The organism is Nitrospira sp. Vd2, from assembly GCF_979581665.1.
Window position 1 is genome coordinate 15,255 of record NZ_CEFZSK010000008.1, and the last position, 15,128, is coordinate 30,382.

Here is a 15,128-nt window from a genome sequence, read left to right on the forward strand (position 1 = left end):
GGGAGGTCAGCCAGGCGAACGTTGAGGGGCGAGGATCACGGTATGTTGCGATGGCGAGGTGATCAGTGCGGCACACCGCGCGCGGCCAACCATTCGTCCATGATCGGGACGCTGGCGCTCGTCCCGATTCGATCGGCACCTGCTTTCAACATGGCACGGACGGTGTTGAGATCCCGGATGCCGCCCGATGCTTTGACCTTCGCCCGCCCGGCCACCGCTTCCTTCATGAGGGCGACATCGCGGACGTTCGCACCGGCCGCGCCGAACCCCGTCGAGGTCTTCACATAATCCATCCCGGCTTCGATCGCGAGCCGACAGGCCACGCGCTTTTCCTCGTCGGTGAGATAACAGGTTTCGAGGATGACCTTGTGCTCGGCGGTGGGAGTGGCCTCGACGACCGCGGCCATCTCATCCCGGACGGCGGCATACTCACCCGATTTCAATCGGCTGACGTTGATCACCATATCAAGAATCGTCGCGCCGCCTTCTACGCCTTCAACGGCTTCCGCCACCTTCATGCGCGTCGTATGACCGCCGAGGGGGAAGCCGATTGGGATGCCGATGCGAATCCCACTGCCCGCGAGCCTTTCAGCCACTTCAGGGAGGTAACAGGGCGGCACGAACACGACCGTGAAGCCGTAGCGCCGGGCCTCCTCGCACAGCCGCACGACGTCCGCACGCGTCGCTTCGGCGCGGAGCACCGTGTGATCGATCAAGGCCGCTAATTCTTGGACCGAGTCGTTGGGCTGCATTTGTGATTATGATGACGTCCGCTTGCGTGGCCGTCGCTGATACTTGTCCACCGCTTGGTTGTGCTCGGTCAAGGTTGAGGAGAATTGATGCGTGCCGTTGTTTTTCGCGACGAAATACAAATAGGTGGTCGAGGCCGGATAGAGCGCCGCACGAATCGCTTGGGCCCCGGGATTCGCGATCGGCCCCGGCGGCAGACCGGCCACCCGATAGGTGTTGTACGGGGTCGTCTTCTCCAGATCCCGTCTGCGTAAATTCCCGTCGAAATCCGTGAGGCCGTAGATCACCGTCGGGTCGCTCTGCAGCGGAATCCGCCGGCGCAATCGGTTGTGAAAGACGGAGGAGATCAATTCCCGCTCACCATCCGATCCGGTCTCCTTCTCGATCACCGACGCGAGCGTCAGCACTTGGTGCACCGTCATGTGAATGTCCTGAGCGCGCGCGCGCCACTCCGGGGTGAACACACGCCACAGCCCTTCCACCATCGCCGTCAAGATATCCTTTGCCTTGGTGCCGCGGGCAAAATGATAGGTCTCCGGAAACAAGTAACCTTCAAGGCTCGGCACATCGAGATGAAATGTGGTCAGGATGAAATCCTGATTTTGGGCCAAGCTGAGGATCTCGGCGGCTTTTGCCAATCCCTTTTCCTCGAGCAGTGCGGCGATCTGCAGGAGCGTGTAGCCTTCCGGAATCGTGACCGGGTGAAGGACGACTTGGCCGCTCAAGAGCTTGGCCAAGACCTCGCGGGGCGTCATCCCATCGTTGAGCTCGTATTCCCCTGGAATGATCCGGCGATCGGAAGACGTCAATCGCCCGAGCAACATGAAGCCCCAGCGGCTTCGGATCACGTGCTCTTTCTCGAGGAGCGCCGAAATCTGACGGAACGCCATGCCTTCCGGTATGGTGATCACCCGTATGGTGGGAGTCGAACCGGCGGGAACGGCAGGGGCCGTGGTCCACGTCACGAGGAGGTACGCAGAGAGTCCGCCCATGACCAGAAGAAGCACACCCAGCCACGGAAGGACGCGTCGTCTCACCGATCGTCCCACCTGCCTTGTGGGTCCTCGTCCCCGGGAGACGAAAGCGGAGCTGCGGACAGCGAGGCAAGGTAGCTCTGCAGCAGGATGGCGGCGGCCACGCGATCGATCGCGCCTTTCCGCTTTCGGCGGCTGACATTGGCATCGATGAGGATGGATTCGGCCGACTTGGACGTCAACCGTTCATCCCAGGCAATGACAGGAATTTTGAGCGCCTCGGCAAGTTGCTGCTGGAACACCTGCACGCGTTCGGCCTCAGGTCCAATCCGCCCATCCATTCGAATCGGCATCCCCATCACGACCCGATCGACGTCGTGGTCGCGGACGAGCGCGCGAATGTGCTCGACATCCTTCTCAAGCGAGTGCCGCTCGAACGTCTCCAGCGGCTGCGCCGTCCACCCGAGTTCATCACTGACCGCCACGCCGATGCGCTTGGAGCCGGGATCGAGCGCGAGGATTCTCGTCTTACCCACTTCCATCCCCATCGTCGAGAAGACTGTCGGGGGATGGATGGGTGGACCTCCACTGCGCGCATCGAACGAGCACATTCCGATCGTGCGCGTTCTGCGAGCACAGAGGTCCGCCCATCCGTCCCCCCTCCTTACTTCCCCACCGCCTGCTCGACCAACCCAAACACCTTCTCCAACGCCGCATCCAATCGCTCGGGATTTTTTCCACCGGCCTGCGCCATTTCCGGGCGCCCGCCACCGGTCCCCCCGACTTCCGTCGCCATCTCCTTGATCAAATCCCCCGCGCGCAGCCTCCCCGTCAAATCCTTCGTGACGACGACGAGCAACGAAACTTTTCCATCCTGCGCGGCACCCAGGGCGATCACGCCCGTTTTCAATTTATCACGGAGCTGATCCGCCAACGCCCGCAATTCCCCGACCGCCAGGCCGTCCGCCCGCTGCGCATGGACTGTAATACCCTGCACCGTGCGGACCTGCGCTTCCTCCTTGGCCCCGCTCGCCAGCTTCAACTTGACCTGCTCCAGCTCCCGCTCCTTGTCCTTCAATTGCGCGAGCAGCTTGCGCGTCTTCGCGATCAACTCTCCACGGCCCACCTTGAGCAAGTCGGACAGCTCTCGAATCTCGTGCTCGAGCTGTTTGACATACGCCATCGCGCCGCTACCGGTCAGCGCCTCGATCCGTCGCACGCCCGCCGCGACGCCGGTTTCAGAGACGATGCGAAACGTTCCGATCTCCCCCGTCTGCCGGCAATGCGTGCCACCGCAGAGTTCTTTGCTGAACGTGTTGATGCTGACCACCCGGACGCGATCGCCGTACTTGTCGCCGAAAAACGCAAGCGCGCCTTCCGCCACCGCTTCTTGCATCGGCAGGACATTCGTCTGCACGGCGGCGTTCCGCCGAACCTGCTCGTTCACCAGCGCTTCCGCTTCGTCGATGTCACGGGACGACAGGGGCCGGAAGTGCGCAAAGTCGAATCGCAACCGGTTCGGCGCCACGAGCGAGCCATACTGCTTGACGTGCGGCCCGAGAATTTCACGCAGTGCGGCATGGACCAGATGGGTGGCCGTGTGGTTGCGCGCGGCATCGAGTCGCATCGATCTGTTCACGGTCGCCTGCACGCGATCGCCGACGCGAATCCGCCCTGACCGCACGACCCCGCGATGGAGGACGAGATCCGGCGCCGGCCGAGTGGTATCGCGAATCTCGATTCGCCCGTCGGCGCCCGTCAGGAGCCCCTGGTCACCGACCTGACCGCCGCCTTCCGGGTAGAACGGCGTGACGTCGAGGACGACCTCAACCTCGTCACCTTCCACGGCTTCGGTCACGAGTCGCTCGTTCTGCAGCATTGCCTGCACAAGCCCGTCGGCTTGCAGTTCGTCGTATCCGACGAATTGCGTCGGCTTTACGCGACCGGTCAGCTCCGCGATGGCGGGCTTTGTCGTCGCGACTTCGAACCCTGCCGACTTGCGGGCCCGCTCGCGCTGCTCCTCCAATGCCCGTTGGAAGCCGGCCTCATCCAGCGTCATCTGCTGCTCCCGCGCCGCTTCCATGATCAAATCAAGCGGAAAGCCATACGTGTCGTACAACTTGAACACGTCTTCGCCGACCAGCCGATCCCGCTTTGCCGCCTTCGCTTGCCGGACAAGATCGTTCAAGATCGGCAGTCCTTGATCGAGCGTCGCGATGAAGCGCTCTTCCTCGCCCTCGATGACCTCGGCGATTGTGCCTTGCGCCGTCCGCAGTTCCGGATAGGCCGCACCCATTTCGTGGACGACCGTGCCGGTCAACTCCGCCATGAACGGCTCGTTCACTCCAAGTAGCCGTCCGTGTCGCGCAGCACGCCGCAAAATCCGCCGCAAGACATAGCCACGACCTTCATTCGACGGCAGGACTCCATCGGCGATCAGGAACGCGATCGCCCGTAAATGGTCGGCGATCACGCGCATGGAACGATCGGCCTGTGCCTCCGCGCCGTAGCGGTGCCCCGTCCGCTGCCCGATCGCCGCGAGAATCGGCTGAAACAGGTCCGTATCGTAATTGCTCGTGACACCTTGGACGACGGCGGCCAGGCGCTCCAAGCCCATGCCGGTATCGATACTCGGTTTTGGGAGCGGGGTCAGCGTCCCCTTCGCGTCTCGGTTGTATTGCATGAAGACGAGGTTCCAGATTTCCATCACGCGGTCACCGGCCCCGTTCGGCACCGCGTCCCCCGGCACACCGGGGCCCTGATCGAAATGAATCTCGGAGCACGGACCGCAGGGCCCCGTCTCCCCCATCTGCCAGAAGTTGTCCTTCTCGTCGCACCGCATGATGCGCGAGGCCGGCATGCCGATCTCGTGCTCCCAAATCCGGGCCGCGTCATCGTCTTCACGAAAGACGGTGACCCACAACTTGTCCTTGGGCAGGCCCACTACCGACGTGAGGAATTCCCAGCCGAAGCGGATCGCGTCCTGTTTAAAGTAGTCGCCGAACGAAAAATTGCCGAGCATCTCGAAAAAGGTGTGATGCCGTCCCGTATAGCCGACGTTTTCGAGATCGTTGTGCTTGCCGCCGGCGCGCATGCACTTCTGTACCGTCACGGCCCGCCGATACGGCCGCGTCTCTTCGCCGAGAAAGACCCCTTTGAACTGGTTCATCCCGGCGTTCGTGAATAGCAGGGTCGGATCAGCCTGAGGAATGAGTGAGGAACTGGCCACCGGCTGATGTCCGTGTCTCGCAAAATAGTCAATGAATCCCTGCCGCAATTGTTGCGCGGTCTGTTTCATGCTGCTCCCGTTCACAACATCACTCCATCTGTTCGCCGGCCTCGTCACCGACCCATGCGGCACTCAGTCCTGATCGAACTCGCGCTTCAGCACGGCACGGATCGTCTCGTCGCTAAAGCCGCGCCGCTTCAATTGACCGGGCGTCAACGGCTTCTTCTTGAGCAGTCGCTCGGCCAAGTCCCGTTCCGTCACCTCATCATAGAGGTCTCGAACGACATCGGCAATGGTCCTTTCGCCCACGCCTTGCGCCGCCAACTCGCCTTCCAGACGCTCACGTCCAATCGGGTAGCGGGCGAGACGGTTGCGCGCCCACCGACGAGCATACTCGGAATCGTTCACATACCCCAAGTCGCGGCACCGACGAAGGACACGGCGGACCTGTGCCGACGAGGCGCCAGCGCGCTCAAGATAGGTGCGCAGTTGAGCTTCGGTCCTGGTGCGGCGAGCGAGATACCGGAGGGCGGCTTCCTCGATAGGATCAATACCCGGCACGGACAACTCGAACTGAAGGAGCCGCCTCCGTCCTCGGTACTGCGAGTGACGGAACTGGACAAGCTACTTCCCGGCGCGGGCCATCTCGCGACGTGGGGGTTCGGTGACGTGCCGCTTCCCGTCGGTCGGCTTCTCCTCAGGACGCACGTCTTTCCCGTCGGGTCGCTTGTCTTGTCGGCCGGGCACGCCGGAGGCTTCGCGGATGCGCTGCTCGATCTCCTTCGCGAGCGGGCCGTTCATCTTCAGAAAATCGCGCGCGGCTTCCCGTCCTTGCCCGATGCGTTCGCCGTTGTAGGAGTACCACGATCCGGATTTTTCGATCACGCGCTTATCCACCCCCAGATCGATCAGTTCTCCGGCCTTGGAGATGCCCTCGGCGAACATGATATCGAACTCGGCCTGCTTGAACGGGGGGGCCATCTTGTTCTTGACGACCTTGACGCGGACGCGGCTGCCGGTCACGTCCTGGCCTTCCTTGATCGACTCGGTCCGTCGAATGTCGAGCCGGACGGATGAGTAGAACTTCAACGCGTTGCCGCCGGTCGTCGTCTCCGGATTGCCGAACATCACCCCGAGCTTCATTCGAATTTGATTGATGAAGATCACGGTCGTCTGGCTCTTGGAGATCGCGGCCGTCAGCTTGCGAAGCGCCTGCGACATGAGCCGCGCCTGCAAACCCATGTGCGCGTCGCCCATCTCGCCCTCGATCTCGGCGCGTGGCACGAGCGCGGCCACCGAATCGACGACGATCAGATCGATCGCGCCGCTCCGCACGAGCGTCTCGGCGATCTCGAGCGCTTGCTCGCCGGTGTCCGGCTGGGACACGAGCAGATCGTCGGTCTGCACGCCGAGCTTTCGGGCATACCCGAGATCGAGCGCGTGTTCGGCGTCGATGAACGCGGTGATCCCGCCCATCTTCTGCGCCTCGGCGATCGCATGAAGCGTGAGCGTCGTTTTGCCGGAGGCTTCCGGCCCGAAAATCTCGATGACGCGGCCGCGAGGCAGACCGCCCACGCCGAGGGCGATGTCGAGCCCGAGCGATCCGGTGGGGATCGCCGGGATATCAACAGGGGCTTCCGCGGTCCCGAGCTTCATGATGGCCCCTTTCCCATATTGCTTTTCGATCTGGGACAGGGCCAGATCCAGTGCTCGCTTCTTCTCCGTTGTCTCGGTCGTGCGCTCCGCCATCGCCCCCTCCTTTAGAAATAGCTCGGATTCCAGACCACTGGATCTCGCCTTCAGTCGCCGAGCCGCCAATTATACTCAAACGGCTTGGATAAACCTAGGGAGACTTAGGGCCTACCTGAGAGCCGCCCAGTCGGGTGTACACGGAACCTGCAGGGCCGAGCTGACTCTTCATCAGCGAGACGGCGCCCACATCGACGATGCCCACTCGAGCCGACTGCCGAAGGATGCCGGTCTCGACCAACGCCTTGCCGACCTCGCGTGCGCCGTCTTTGACGCGGGCCAGCGTCAGGTGCGGTGTAAACGGACGAGCTTCACGAGCAAACCCGAGCGGCTCCAGGGCCACGTCGACCCGGCCCGCCAAGGAAACCAGTCGATCAGTTGCGCCCGACATGCCGAGCCAGAGCACGCGCGGCGCGCGTGCGTCGGGAAAGACACCGACGCCCTGCACCTCGACCGAAAACGCCGTCTGATCGGACACGGCCGTGGCAAGAGCATCGAGAATGGAAGGAACGGTTTCTTCATTCACGTCGCCGAGAAACTTCAAGGTGAGGTGTACCGATTCCGGCTTGACCCATTGAAGCCTTGGGACTCTACTGACTCGCTGCAACTCATTCCTCAAGGAAGTTTGGAGGGACGCGATCGCCTGTCGGGTCATGTCATCCAGCTCGATGGCGACAAACGTCCGGATCATCGAGTCCCCGGTCGATGGAGCCACTGCCGCAGGATATTCAATGCCGCCTGGGATGCCCGTATCTTGATGGTCTGTCGATCGCCGTGAAATCGGAATTCATGAGTGAGGGTCTGCTGAGATCGCCCCAGTCGACCGCTGAGGCCGACGTAGACCAGTCCGACCGGCTTCCGCTCGCTGCCACCACCGGGGCCCGCGATCCCGGTGACGCTGACGGCGACATCGGCACGACTCCTCGTCCGTGCGCCCCGGGCCATCGCCGCCGCGACCTCCGCGCTGACCGCGCCATATTCCCGTAAGAGGCGGTGGGAGACGCCGAGCAGTTCATGTTTCGCCTCGTTGCTATAGCAGATGACGCCGCGATCCAGGTACGCCGAACTCCCCGGGACCTGGGTGAGCCGATGCCCGATCAAGCCGCCGGTACACGACTCCGCGAGAGCCAACATCATTCCCCTCGCATGGAGCCGTCGCCCGACGACCTCTTCCATCGTCTCGTCGCCCTCGGCATAGACATAGCCGGCCAACCTGCGTTTCACTTCGGCGACCATTCGAGTGAGCAGCGGATCCGTCAGCGGTGGCGGTCCCTTGGCCGTCAACGACACAAGGACGCCCATCGGCGAGGCCAAGAGACCGAGTTCGGCACGCTTCGCCCCGCGTTCGAGCCCCCGCAGCCGTTCATCGACTTCCGATTCGATCAAGCCGAAAGTATGGAGAACGCGTCGGACGATCCGCGGCCCGTCCTTGTCCGCAATCAGCGGAGAAACCGCCTGCTCGAACATCGCCTCCGCTTCATTCGGAACACCGGGCAAGGCGACGATCAAACAGCCTTCGCCCCGTACGGCAAACCCTGGCGCGGTCCCCACGGGATTGAAGAGCACCGTCGCCCCGGATGGGATCAAAGCCTGTCGGAGCTGTCCCTCGCTCGGCGTGCGCCCGCGCCGGGCCAACTGGGTCACGATTGCATCGGCGGCCTCCCGTCGCGTGCGAAGTGGACGTCCCGTCACCTGAGCGACGGCAGTACGGGTAAGGTCGTCAACGGTCGGCCCCAGTCCGCCGGTCATCACGATCACCCGCGCGCGTCGAACGGCGGTCCGCAGGACAAGTACGATGTCCTCTTTTCGATCCCCGACCACGGACTTGAAGCGCACTTCCACACCAAGCGCGCCGAGCTTCGAGGCCAGAAAGATAGAGTTCGTATCGAGGCGTCCGCCGTGCAGCATTTCAGACCCGATGGCAATGATCTCACCCGGTGTCATCGCGCCGGGATGCTAGCAGGGGGGTGGAAGGAGGGTCAAATCAATGTATCGGCAAGATCGATTAATCAATATTGGAAAAATCCAGGTCGAACGAAATTTCGCCGCCGGCCGATGGAAAGACGGAGAGACGTGTCGAGGCTTTCGGATCAAGGTCCGCATAGGGAAATGACGCCACGATTTTGCCCTGGAACGCCGGAGACCGAGGCCATGCGGAGGAGCGCTGCGCTCGGCCGTCGAAGCGGACTTTGACGGGCTTGACCGTCCGGTCACCCTGCGTGAGCAACATGTAACTGTCCGCGGCGAAATTAGGGCGATCGCCGAAGAACGTCACGCTGATGAGCAGTGACGGCTCATCGAGGATTTTCTGAATATCCTCGCCCGTCGGGTGTTCACCGCGAAGCGCAAAGTGGGTGGCCATCACGCGAAGGCCCGCGATCTTGGTCATCAGGAAGCCGCGTGGCTCCAGGTCCTCCTTGGAACCGAACCAGGCATACAACCGGTCGGGAGGCACGCGGGCCTGTGCGGCGGCTTTTCCCTCCTCGAGCGCGCCTGCGATTTGCTCCGGGTTCGGGTTGATTTCCACCGCGCTCCCCGGACCGTGGGCGGTCGAAAGGACGACCGTGATAGAGGACGTGACGACGATCCTGTAGGTCGCGCCAAGCATGTTCCTATGACGCGTAACACAGCACGTGTGGGCGATCAATCGTCCTTGGGCGATCGAGATTCATCGGCCCCCGATCAATTGACAAATACGAGGACGGAGTGCTAAGAAGCCAACATTTTTCCGTCTTGTCTAGGTAAGGAGGCAGCATGGCCAGCGGCGAGCAACAACCCGGAAAGCGGCAGTACGTCAACTTTGCGTTCTACAAGGTTGATCCGGCGTGGCGCCGCTTGCCGGAAGATGAACGTACCCGGGGGAAACAAGAGTTTGTGCGTGTGATCGAGGAGTACGCGCCCCGCGTGATGGTCATTCCCTATACCATGGTCGGGATTCGCGGCGATGCCGATATCATGCTCTGGCGCATCAGCTACGAACTCGAACTGTTCCAGGAAATGACCAGTAAGTTACTCTCCACGAGTCTCGGGAAGTATCTGACCACGCCCTATTCCTATCTCTCGATGACCAAGCGCTCCATTTATGTCGATCATCACGTGCACGAGGGTCAGGAGAGCAAACGGCTGACGATCGTGCCCGGCAAGAGCAAGTACATCTTCGTCTATCCATTCGTGAAGACCCGGGAGTGGTTCCTGCTGACCAAAGCCGCGCGGCAGGGCATGATGGACGAGCACATCGAGGTGGGGCACCGCTTTCCGTCCGTCAAGCTCAATACCACCTATTCCTTTGGTCTGGACGACCAGGAATGGGTCGTCGCGTTCGAGACCGACAAGCCTGAGGACTTTCTGGATCTCGTGATGGCGCTGCGCGAAACGGAGGGCAGCCGGTATACGCTGCGCGACACGCCGATTTTCACGTGTATCCATAAGAGCCTCAAGGAAGTGCTCGACACGCTCGGCGGTTAGGCTGCTCGGCGCGGCTTCGGCGCCGATGAGCCGCGCCTCCCCATCCTCTCCTTCTCCGACTCAATGAGCGGTTCCGCGTCGGCATCGTCTTCTCGCTCCGCAGCGCTGCTCTCCGCCGTCCTTCCCGGTCTCGGCCAGATCCGCAAACAGCAGACACAGTATGGAGCAACCATCATGGCCACAACTGCGCTCCTGCTGCTCGCCTCGTGGGGGGCCGGGAAAATTGGCGGACGGGGCGCCGATGTCTTCGTGCTGATGCTCATCGTGCTGCCCTGGTGGGTTATTCAGAGCTATGACGCATTCCTGCCGACCCCGCCTGGTGGGCCGTCCTTACGCGTGACGCTTCGCACCATCTGGGCGCAGGCCCATGACATCCGGTTTTTGGGCGCCTTGTTCCTGTTGACCGCGCTCACCGATTTCTACATCATCGTCGTCAACCCCGCCTATGCGTTGACGGTCTTTTGCGCGAAACCGGCGGGGCTGTTGGGCGTCCTCGCCAAGGCGCAATCGCCGACCCTCCACTTGATCATCGGCTATGGGTTTCTGAGACTGCGCCGGTGGTCGCTGCTCGTCTATCTCGCCTATGCCGCCTTCGGGCTCCTCAACGCCACCGCCAACTTCGCCTGTTACGGCTATGGGCGGGTCCGGCTGGTCTTTCTGCTCACCCTGATCGCCTTTACCGTCTATGTCGTCTGGCGACGTGATCGTTTTCGCCAGCACGAGGGACACCGGCCGATACTTTGACACCGTGCGCCGCCCTGTGTTATCTGAAATGGCAGGAATCGCCCAGGTCATACTGTTCCATGGACGACAGCCACGCGCTCTACGCCGTTCGCTACGCCGACGGCTCGGTCAGTCTGTACGTGGATGAAGCCTACGCCCTCGATCGTGGCATTGATCCGGCCAAGCTCCACCGCGTCGAAGTTCCCCGTGAACTCTATCTCACCGGCAGCGTGCAGCAGATTCGAGAATACGTCGCGACCTACCTTGAAGCTCAGGCGACAGGATCGTCATAGCGATGTCCGCTGAATTGACCGCCGAACACATCGAAGCTGTGTTAGCGAGCCTGCCCATCCAAGGCCGCATCATGATTCATCTCTTGATGCTCCAATACCTGGATGTGCCGCAGGAGGAGATCGAATACATCGCCGCCGACCGCCCCGATCCGCGTCTGCAAGCCGGCGCCAAACCGCTCGTGCAGGTGGTCTCCCGCGAAGCGGTCGAAAGCATCGCCGCCCGAATTACGCAGTATCGCACCATCGTTCGGCAGCGCCGCGAACGGCTATGGCTGCAAGGCGAGTGCTTGCGTCGTCAGATGGCCCGGACGGAGGCGCTGTGCAAGCTTGCGGAAGACCTGCTGACTCGACGCTTCGGACTCACACAGGACGCCGTTCGAGATCTCAAGGCCGGGGCGCGGGCGGCGATTGCAAAGCCGATGATCCGTCAATTGGAGACGCGGTGGGAGCAACACGAGATCGATGAGGAGGAGTACCGGCGCCGGCGCTTGTCGATCGAGTACCAAACGCTGCTGCGGCGCCTGGACCGCGAACGCAAGCGGCTTGAGGTGTCGGTTCGTGAACTGGAAACGGCGAGCCTGATGCCGCTCCAGGATCATGAAATTGCCACGGTGTGGGGCATCCCAAACAGTACGCTCGCCGCCCGGAAGGTGAAATACCTCCAGCAGTACCTCGAAGGGCTTCAAGCAAAGGTCCACGCCGAGCCTCAACGGAATTTGTGGCGCGAAACGTTTCTCGCTCTGTCCCGCCGGCCGGTGGAGCGATCGGTGGCGGCCTATGACGGTCTCGAATTCACGGAAGAGGCGCTGATTGAGAAATTGAGAGTCTTTGCGAGCGGAGGCATGACGGAAGAACTGGAAAGCAAATCGTGGCCCATCGTCGCTCGGTCCTTGTTCGCGCTGCAACGGCTTGCAGCCATTCAGAACGAGATGGACCTCTCGCTCGATGTACTCGAGCAGGAACTCCTCCAGCGCATCGCCCCGGCCCCGAAGGACCTCCCGGCGATCGAGGAGCCGAAGCCGGCGGGCGAACTGGAACTCGATGCGATGGGCGAGCATGTCTTGCGCAGTATGCTCGGCGAAGATCGGCGGATGTAATCTCTAACAAGGAGTTGTGTATGCGAGTGGGCGCTCCCACGTTGCTTCCGACCCTGACCCTCGCCGGTACTCTTTTCGTTCTCGTCATCACGTCGCCGATTCTCGCTGCAGCGGGTATGCTCGAGGTCGCCGACCTCGTCTCCCATCCGGATCAATACGACAAGCAAATGGTCGTGGTCGTCGGCCGGGTCACCAGCATTCAGACGGCCGAGAACAGGCAAGGGCAGACCGCGTACGGCTTTCTTCTGAAGGACAGCAACGCCACGGTGAAAGTTATCGGCTTGGGGAAAACCGACGTCCGGGAAGGCGAGCAGGTGATCGTGGAAGGGATCTTCAGCCGGCTGCGGCAGGCCGGTCGCACCGTGGTCTACAACGAAATCAAAGCGAACGTCATTCGGCCCATCGACCGTCTCAGCCCCGATTTCGTGGGCTAGCCCCTACTCTACAGTCGCGGCTCCGGATCGTTGATGATCACCAGGAGCTCGACGCGCCTATTTTTCGTCCGGTTCTCCGGTGTCAAATTGTCCGCGACGGGTCGGGTATCGGCGAACCCCGTCGCCGATAACCGATCGCTCGGCACATGGTACAGCTCAGAGAGCACGCGCGTGACGATGACAGCGCGCCCCGCGGACAGTTCCCAGTTTGAGGGAAACACCGCGGACCGAATCGGCACATTGTCCGTGTGGCCCTGCACCCGAACTTCCTTCACGCGGTACGTCGGGTCCAACAGGACTTCCGCCAAGCTTTCCAACACGGGCAGGACTTCCTGTCGGACATCGGCCCGTCCGCTCTCAAACGCGAGGCTATCGGCGATCGTGATGACGACGCCTTGATCCGTCGGCATGACGGTGAGCTTGTCCTTGAAGGCGATCTCCTTGTTGAACTTGTTGAGCACCTCCTGAATCTGCCTGACGAACTGCACCTTCCGACCCAAGGTTGGCACCAACGAGGACTTGTAGTCGCCGAGGTCGAAGTGAACGGGGGACACCGGTTGGCTCACCATGGGACGAAGCGCCGCCTGGATGCTCTCGCTGACGATGCGGAACTTCCCCTCGTTGACCGAGGAGATCGAGTACATCACCACGAAGAACGCAAACAGCAGCGTGATGAAGTCGGCATAGGACACGAGCCATCGCTCATGGTTCTCGTGTTCTTCGTGCTTGACTTTTTTCGCCATCTCCCCGTTAGCCCTTCTCTTGTTCCTGAGAGCGTTCGCTCGGCGGCAGATAGCTCTCGAGCTTTTCTTGCAGCATTCGGGGGTTGTCGCCCTGCGCCACGCCGACGAGGCCGGTGATGATCAGTTCCCGCCCGGCCGACTCTTGTTTGATCTTCAGCTTGATCTTGTTGCTCAACGGCAGGAAAAAGAGGTTCGCCGAGCCGACGCCATAGACCGTCGCGACGAACGCCACCGCAATCCCGCTCCCCAGCTTGGACGGGTCGGCGAGGTTTTCCATCACGTGGATCAAGCCGAGTACGGCGCCGAGGATCCCGATCGTCGGCGCATAGCCGCCGGCCGCTTCCCAGACCTTCGCGGCGGTCAGGCCTTCTTCTTCGTGATGTGCCACTTCGACTTCCAGGATCTCCTGGATCACCTTGGGCTCCGTGCCATCAATGATGAACTGCACGCCCTTTCGAAAAAACGGATCGACGATCTCTTTCATTTTCCCTTCCAAAGCCAGGAGCCCCTGTTTCCGGGACAGATTCGCCAACTCAATAATACGCGCGATGTCGTCCTTCGGGTCGACCTTGGGATTGAAGAACGCCAGCGACAGCAGCTTGACGCCCTTCAGCATGACCGGCAACGGATGCTGCACGAAAATCGCGCCAACGGTCCCGCCGATCACGATGATGAACGCCGTCAGCTGCAAAATGGAGCCGACATGCCCGCCTTCCAGGATCTGCCCGCCAACGATCGCGCCAAAGGCGACGACGACGCCGATGACCGTCAGCAGGTCCATGGCAGTCCCTCAATTCTCACGATTGGCAAAGAACCGGACGCAAGGAAATGCAATGAATCGATCATCGTTATGCCGCTTGCACTCCGAGTAGAGCGTCTGGTAGCGTGGGCGAAAGAGGAAGAACCATGTCGCCCGCTGAGAGTCTGATCCTGGATGCGAAAAAAGCCATCCTGGAAGAGCAACATCGGCGATTCGAGGCACTTCGCCGCGATGGACGTTGGGAGGACGCGCTTCGGCAACTCCAGGTCACGCTGCATTGCGCCGCCGATCTCCTGACGCATTCGGCAGAAGTGCTGCACAACATGCAGCCCGACCGGCACGCCGTGTCCGACCGACGCGATCCCCCTTCCGAGCCGTCCGTCAGTTCTTGATCCCGTCCACGACACCGTCTTCCCCCGGCGTCAACAAACGGGTCAATTCGATCACGATCAACAGTCGATCCTTGATGCGCCCCACGCCTTGAATGAATTCGGCGCCGATCGCCGTTTCCAGGTTCGGCGGCGGTTCGATCGTCGATTTCGGGACGCGGAGCACTTCCGACACCGAATCGACGATGAGACCCACCGTCCGGCCCTTGACGTTCACGACGACGATCCGAGACTTCGACGTTCGCTCGACTTCCTCCATCCCAAATCGCCGCCGCAAGTTCAGGACCGGGATGATCCGACCGCGCAGGTTGATGACGCCCTCGACGAACGAGGGCGCCTTCGGGACCCGCGTAATTTCGACCATGCGGTTGATCTCCTGCACGCTGAGGATGTCGACCGCGAATTCTTCCTCGCCCAGGCAGCAGGTGACCAACTGGCGATATTCGGTCTCGCTGCGCTCGGTCTCCTCGTCGCGCGCCGTGCCGACGGCGCGCGTGTCAGCCTCCTGAATCATGCCGACCC

At 61.7% G+C, this 15,128-nt stretch carries 18 protein-coding genes; 6 read left to right on the forward strand and 12 right to left on the reverse strand.

The window, feature by feature from the left end; translation table 11 throughout:
- Positions 1–62: 62 nt before the first annotated feature.
- The 9 genes from deoC to AC1U7K_RS04060 all read right to left on the reverse strand — a co-directional run bounded on the left by deoC (position 63) and on the right by AC1U7K_RS04060 (position 9,310).
- Entirely contained in the window at positions 63–752 is a 690-nt protein-coding gene (gene deoC, locus AC1U7K_RS04020) for a deoxyribose-phosphate aldolase (RefSeq protein WP_480249507.1), read from the reverse strand.
- A 6-nt stretch (positions 753–758) separates the two neighbouring features.
- Positions 759–1,787 (reverse strand): endolytic transglycosylase MltG, encoded by a 1,029-nt coding sequence (mltG, locus tag AC1U7K_RS04025; RefSeq protein ID WP_480249508.1) that lies wholly within the window; start codon positions 1,785–1,787, stop codon positions 759–761.
- Positions 1,784–2,266, reverse strand: a complete 483-nt coding sequence (gene ruvX / locus AC1U7K_RS04030; protein WP_480249509.1) for a Holliday junction resolvase RuvX — start codon at positions 2,264–2,266, stop codon at positions 1,784–1,786. The genes mltG and ruvX overlap by 4 nt, the downstream gene beginning before the upstream one ends.
- Before the next feature lie 122 nt (positions 2,267–2,388).
- Positions 2,389–5,022 (reverse strand): alanine--tRNA ligase, encoded by a 2,634-nt coding sequence (gene alaS / locus AC1U7K_RS04035; protein WP_480249510.1) that lies wholly within the window; start codon positions 5,020–5,022, stop codon positions 2,389–2,391.
- Positions 5,023–5,085: 63 nt separating this feature from the next.
- The gene (locus AC1U7K_RS04040) at positions 5,086–5,514 is read right to left on the reverse strand and encodes a regulatory protein RecX (protein ID WP_480249511.1); all 429 of its coding nucleotides are present in this window, start codon (positions 5,512–5,514) and stop codon (positions 5,086–5,088) included.
- A 63-nt stretch (positions 5,515–5,577) separates the two neighbouring features.
- Positions 5,578–6,702 (reverse strand): recombinase RecA, encoded by a 1,125-nt coding sequence (gene recA, locus AC1U7K_RS04045; protein WP_480249512.1) that lies wholly within the window; start codon positions 6,700–6,702, stop codon positions 5,578–5,580.
- 94 nt (positions 6,703–6,796) lie between these two features.
- Positions 6,797–7,393: an RNA 2',3'-cyclic phosphodiesterase gene (gene thpR, locus AC1U7K_RS04050; RefSeq protein ID WP_480249513.1), complete on the reverse strand. Its 597-nt coding sequence runs from the start codon at positions 7,391–7,393 to the stop codon at positions 6,797–6,799.
- On the reverse strand, positions 7,390–8,646 hold the full coding sequence (locus tag AC1U7K_RS04055; RefSeq protein WP_480249514.1) for a competence/damage-inducible protein A: 1,257 nt from the start codon (positions 8,644–8,646) through the stop codon (positions 7,390–7,392). Before AC1U7K_RS04055 ends, thpR begins: the two co-directional genes overlap by 4 nt.
- Before the next feature lie 61 nt (positions 8,647–8,707).
- Positions 8,708–9,310 (reverse strand): hypothetical protein, encoded by a 603-nt coding sequence (locus AC1U7K_RS04060; protein ID WP_480249515.1) that lies wholly within the window; start codon positions 9,308–9,310, stop codon positions 8,708–8,710.
- A 146-nt stretch (positions 9,311–9,456) separates the two neighbouring features.
- Between AC1U7K_RS04060 and AC1U7K_RS04065 the strand changes: the two genes are divergently transcribed.
- From AC1U7K_RS04065 to AC1U7K_RS04085, 5 genes are all read left to right on the forward strand, one after another.
- A complete protein-coding gene (locus tag AC1U7K_RS04065) occupies positions 9,457–10,167 on the forward strand; it encodes a chlorite dismutase family protein (RefSeq protein ID WP_480249516.1) in 711 nt (236 codons plus the stop codon).
- A gap of 174 nt (positions 10,168–10,341) precedes the next feature.
- On the forward strand, positions 10,342–10,911 hold the full coding sequence (locus AC1U7K_RS04070; protein WP_480249517.1) for a hypothetical protein: 570 nt from the start codon (positions 10,342–10,344) through the stop codon (positions 10,909–10,911).
- Between the two features lie 59 nt (positions 10,912–10,970).
- The gene (locus AC1U7K_RS04075; RefSeq protein WP_480249518.1) at positions 10,971–11,183 is read left to right on the forward strand and encodes a hypothetical protein; all 213 of its coding nucleotides are present in this window, start codon (positions 10,971–10,973) and stop codon (positions 11,181–11,183) included.
- 2 nt (positions 11,184–11,185) lie between these two features.
- Entirely contained in the window at positions 11,186–12,280 is a 1,095-nt protein-coding gene (locus tag AC1U7K_RS04080; protein ID WP_480249519.1) for a hypothetical protein, read from the forward strand.
- A gap of 20 nt (positions 12,281–12,300) precedes the next feature.
- Positions 12,301–12,714, forward strand: a complete 414-nt coding sequence (locus tag AC1U7K_RS04085; RefSeq protein WP_480249520.1) for a hypothetical protein — start codon at positions 12,301–12,303, stop codon at positions 12,712–12,714.
- A gap of 8 nt (positions 12,715–12,722) precedes the next feature.
- Here AC1U7K_RS04085 and AC1U7K_RS04090 read toward each other — a convergent pair whose 3' ends face one another.
- The gene (locus tag AC1U7K_RS04090) at positions 12,723–13,457 is read right to left on the reverse strand and encodes a flagellar motor protein MotB (RefSeq protein ID WP_480249521.1); all 735 of its coding nucleotides are present in this window, start codon (positions 13,455–13,457) and stop codon (positions 12,723–12,725) included.
- A 7-nt stretch (positions 13,458–13,464) separates the two neighbouring features.
- Positions 13,465–14,238 (reverse strand): flagellar motor protein, encoded by a 774-nt coding sequence (locus AC1U7K_RS04095; RefSeq protein ID WP_480249522.1) that lies wholly within the window; start codon positions 14,236–14,238, stop codon positions 13,465–13,467.
- A gap of 125 nt (positions 14,239–14,363) precedes the next feature.
- On the opposite strand from AC1U7K_RS04095, the gene AC1U7K_RS04100 reads away from it, so the two are divergent.
- Entirely contained in the window at positions 14,364–14,609 is a 246-nt protein-coding gene (locus tag AC1U7K_RS04100) for a hypothetical protein (protein WP_480249523.1), read from the forward strand.
- Here the strand turns inward: AC1U7K_RS04100 and AC1U7K_RS04105 are convergent.
- Positions 14,599–15,120 (reverse strand): chemotaxis protein CheW, encoded by a 522-nt coding sequence (locus AC1U7K_RS04105; RefSeq protein ID WP_480249524.1) that lies wholly within the window; start codon positions 15,118–15,120, stop codon positions 14,599–14,601. The two genes, AC1U7K_RS04100 and AC1U7K_RS04105, sit on opposite strands and share 11 nt — an antisense overlap.
- Between the last annotated feature and the right edge of the window lie 8 nt (positions 15,121–15,128).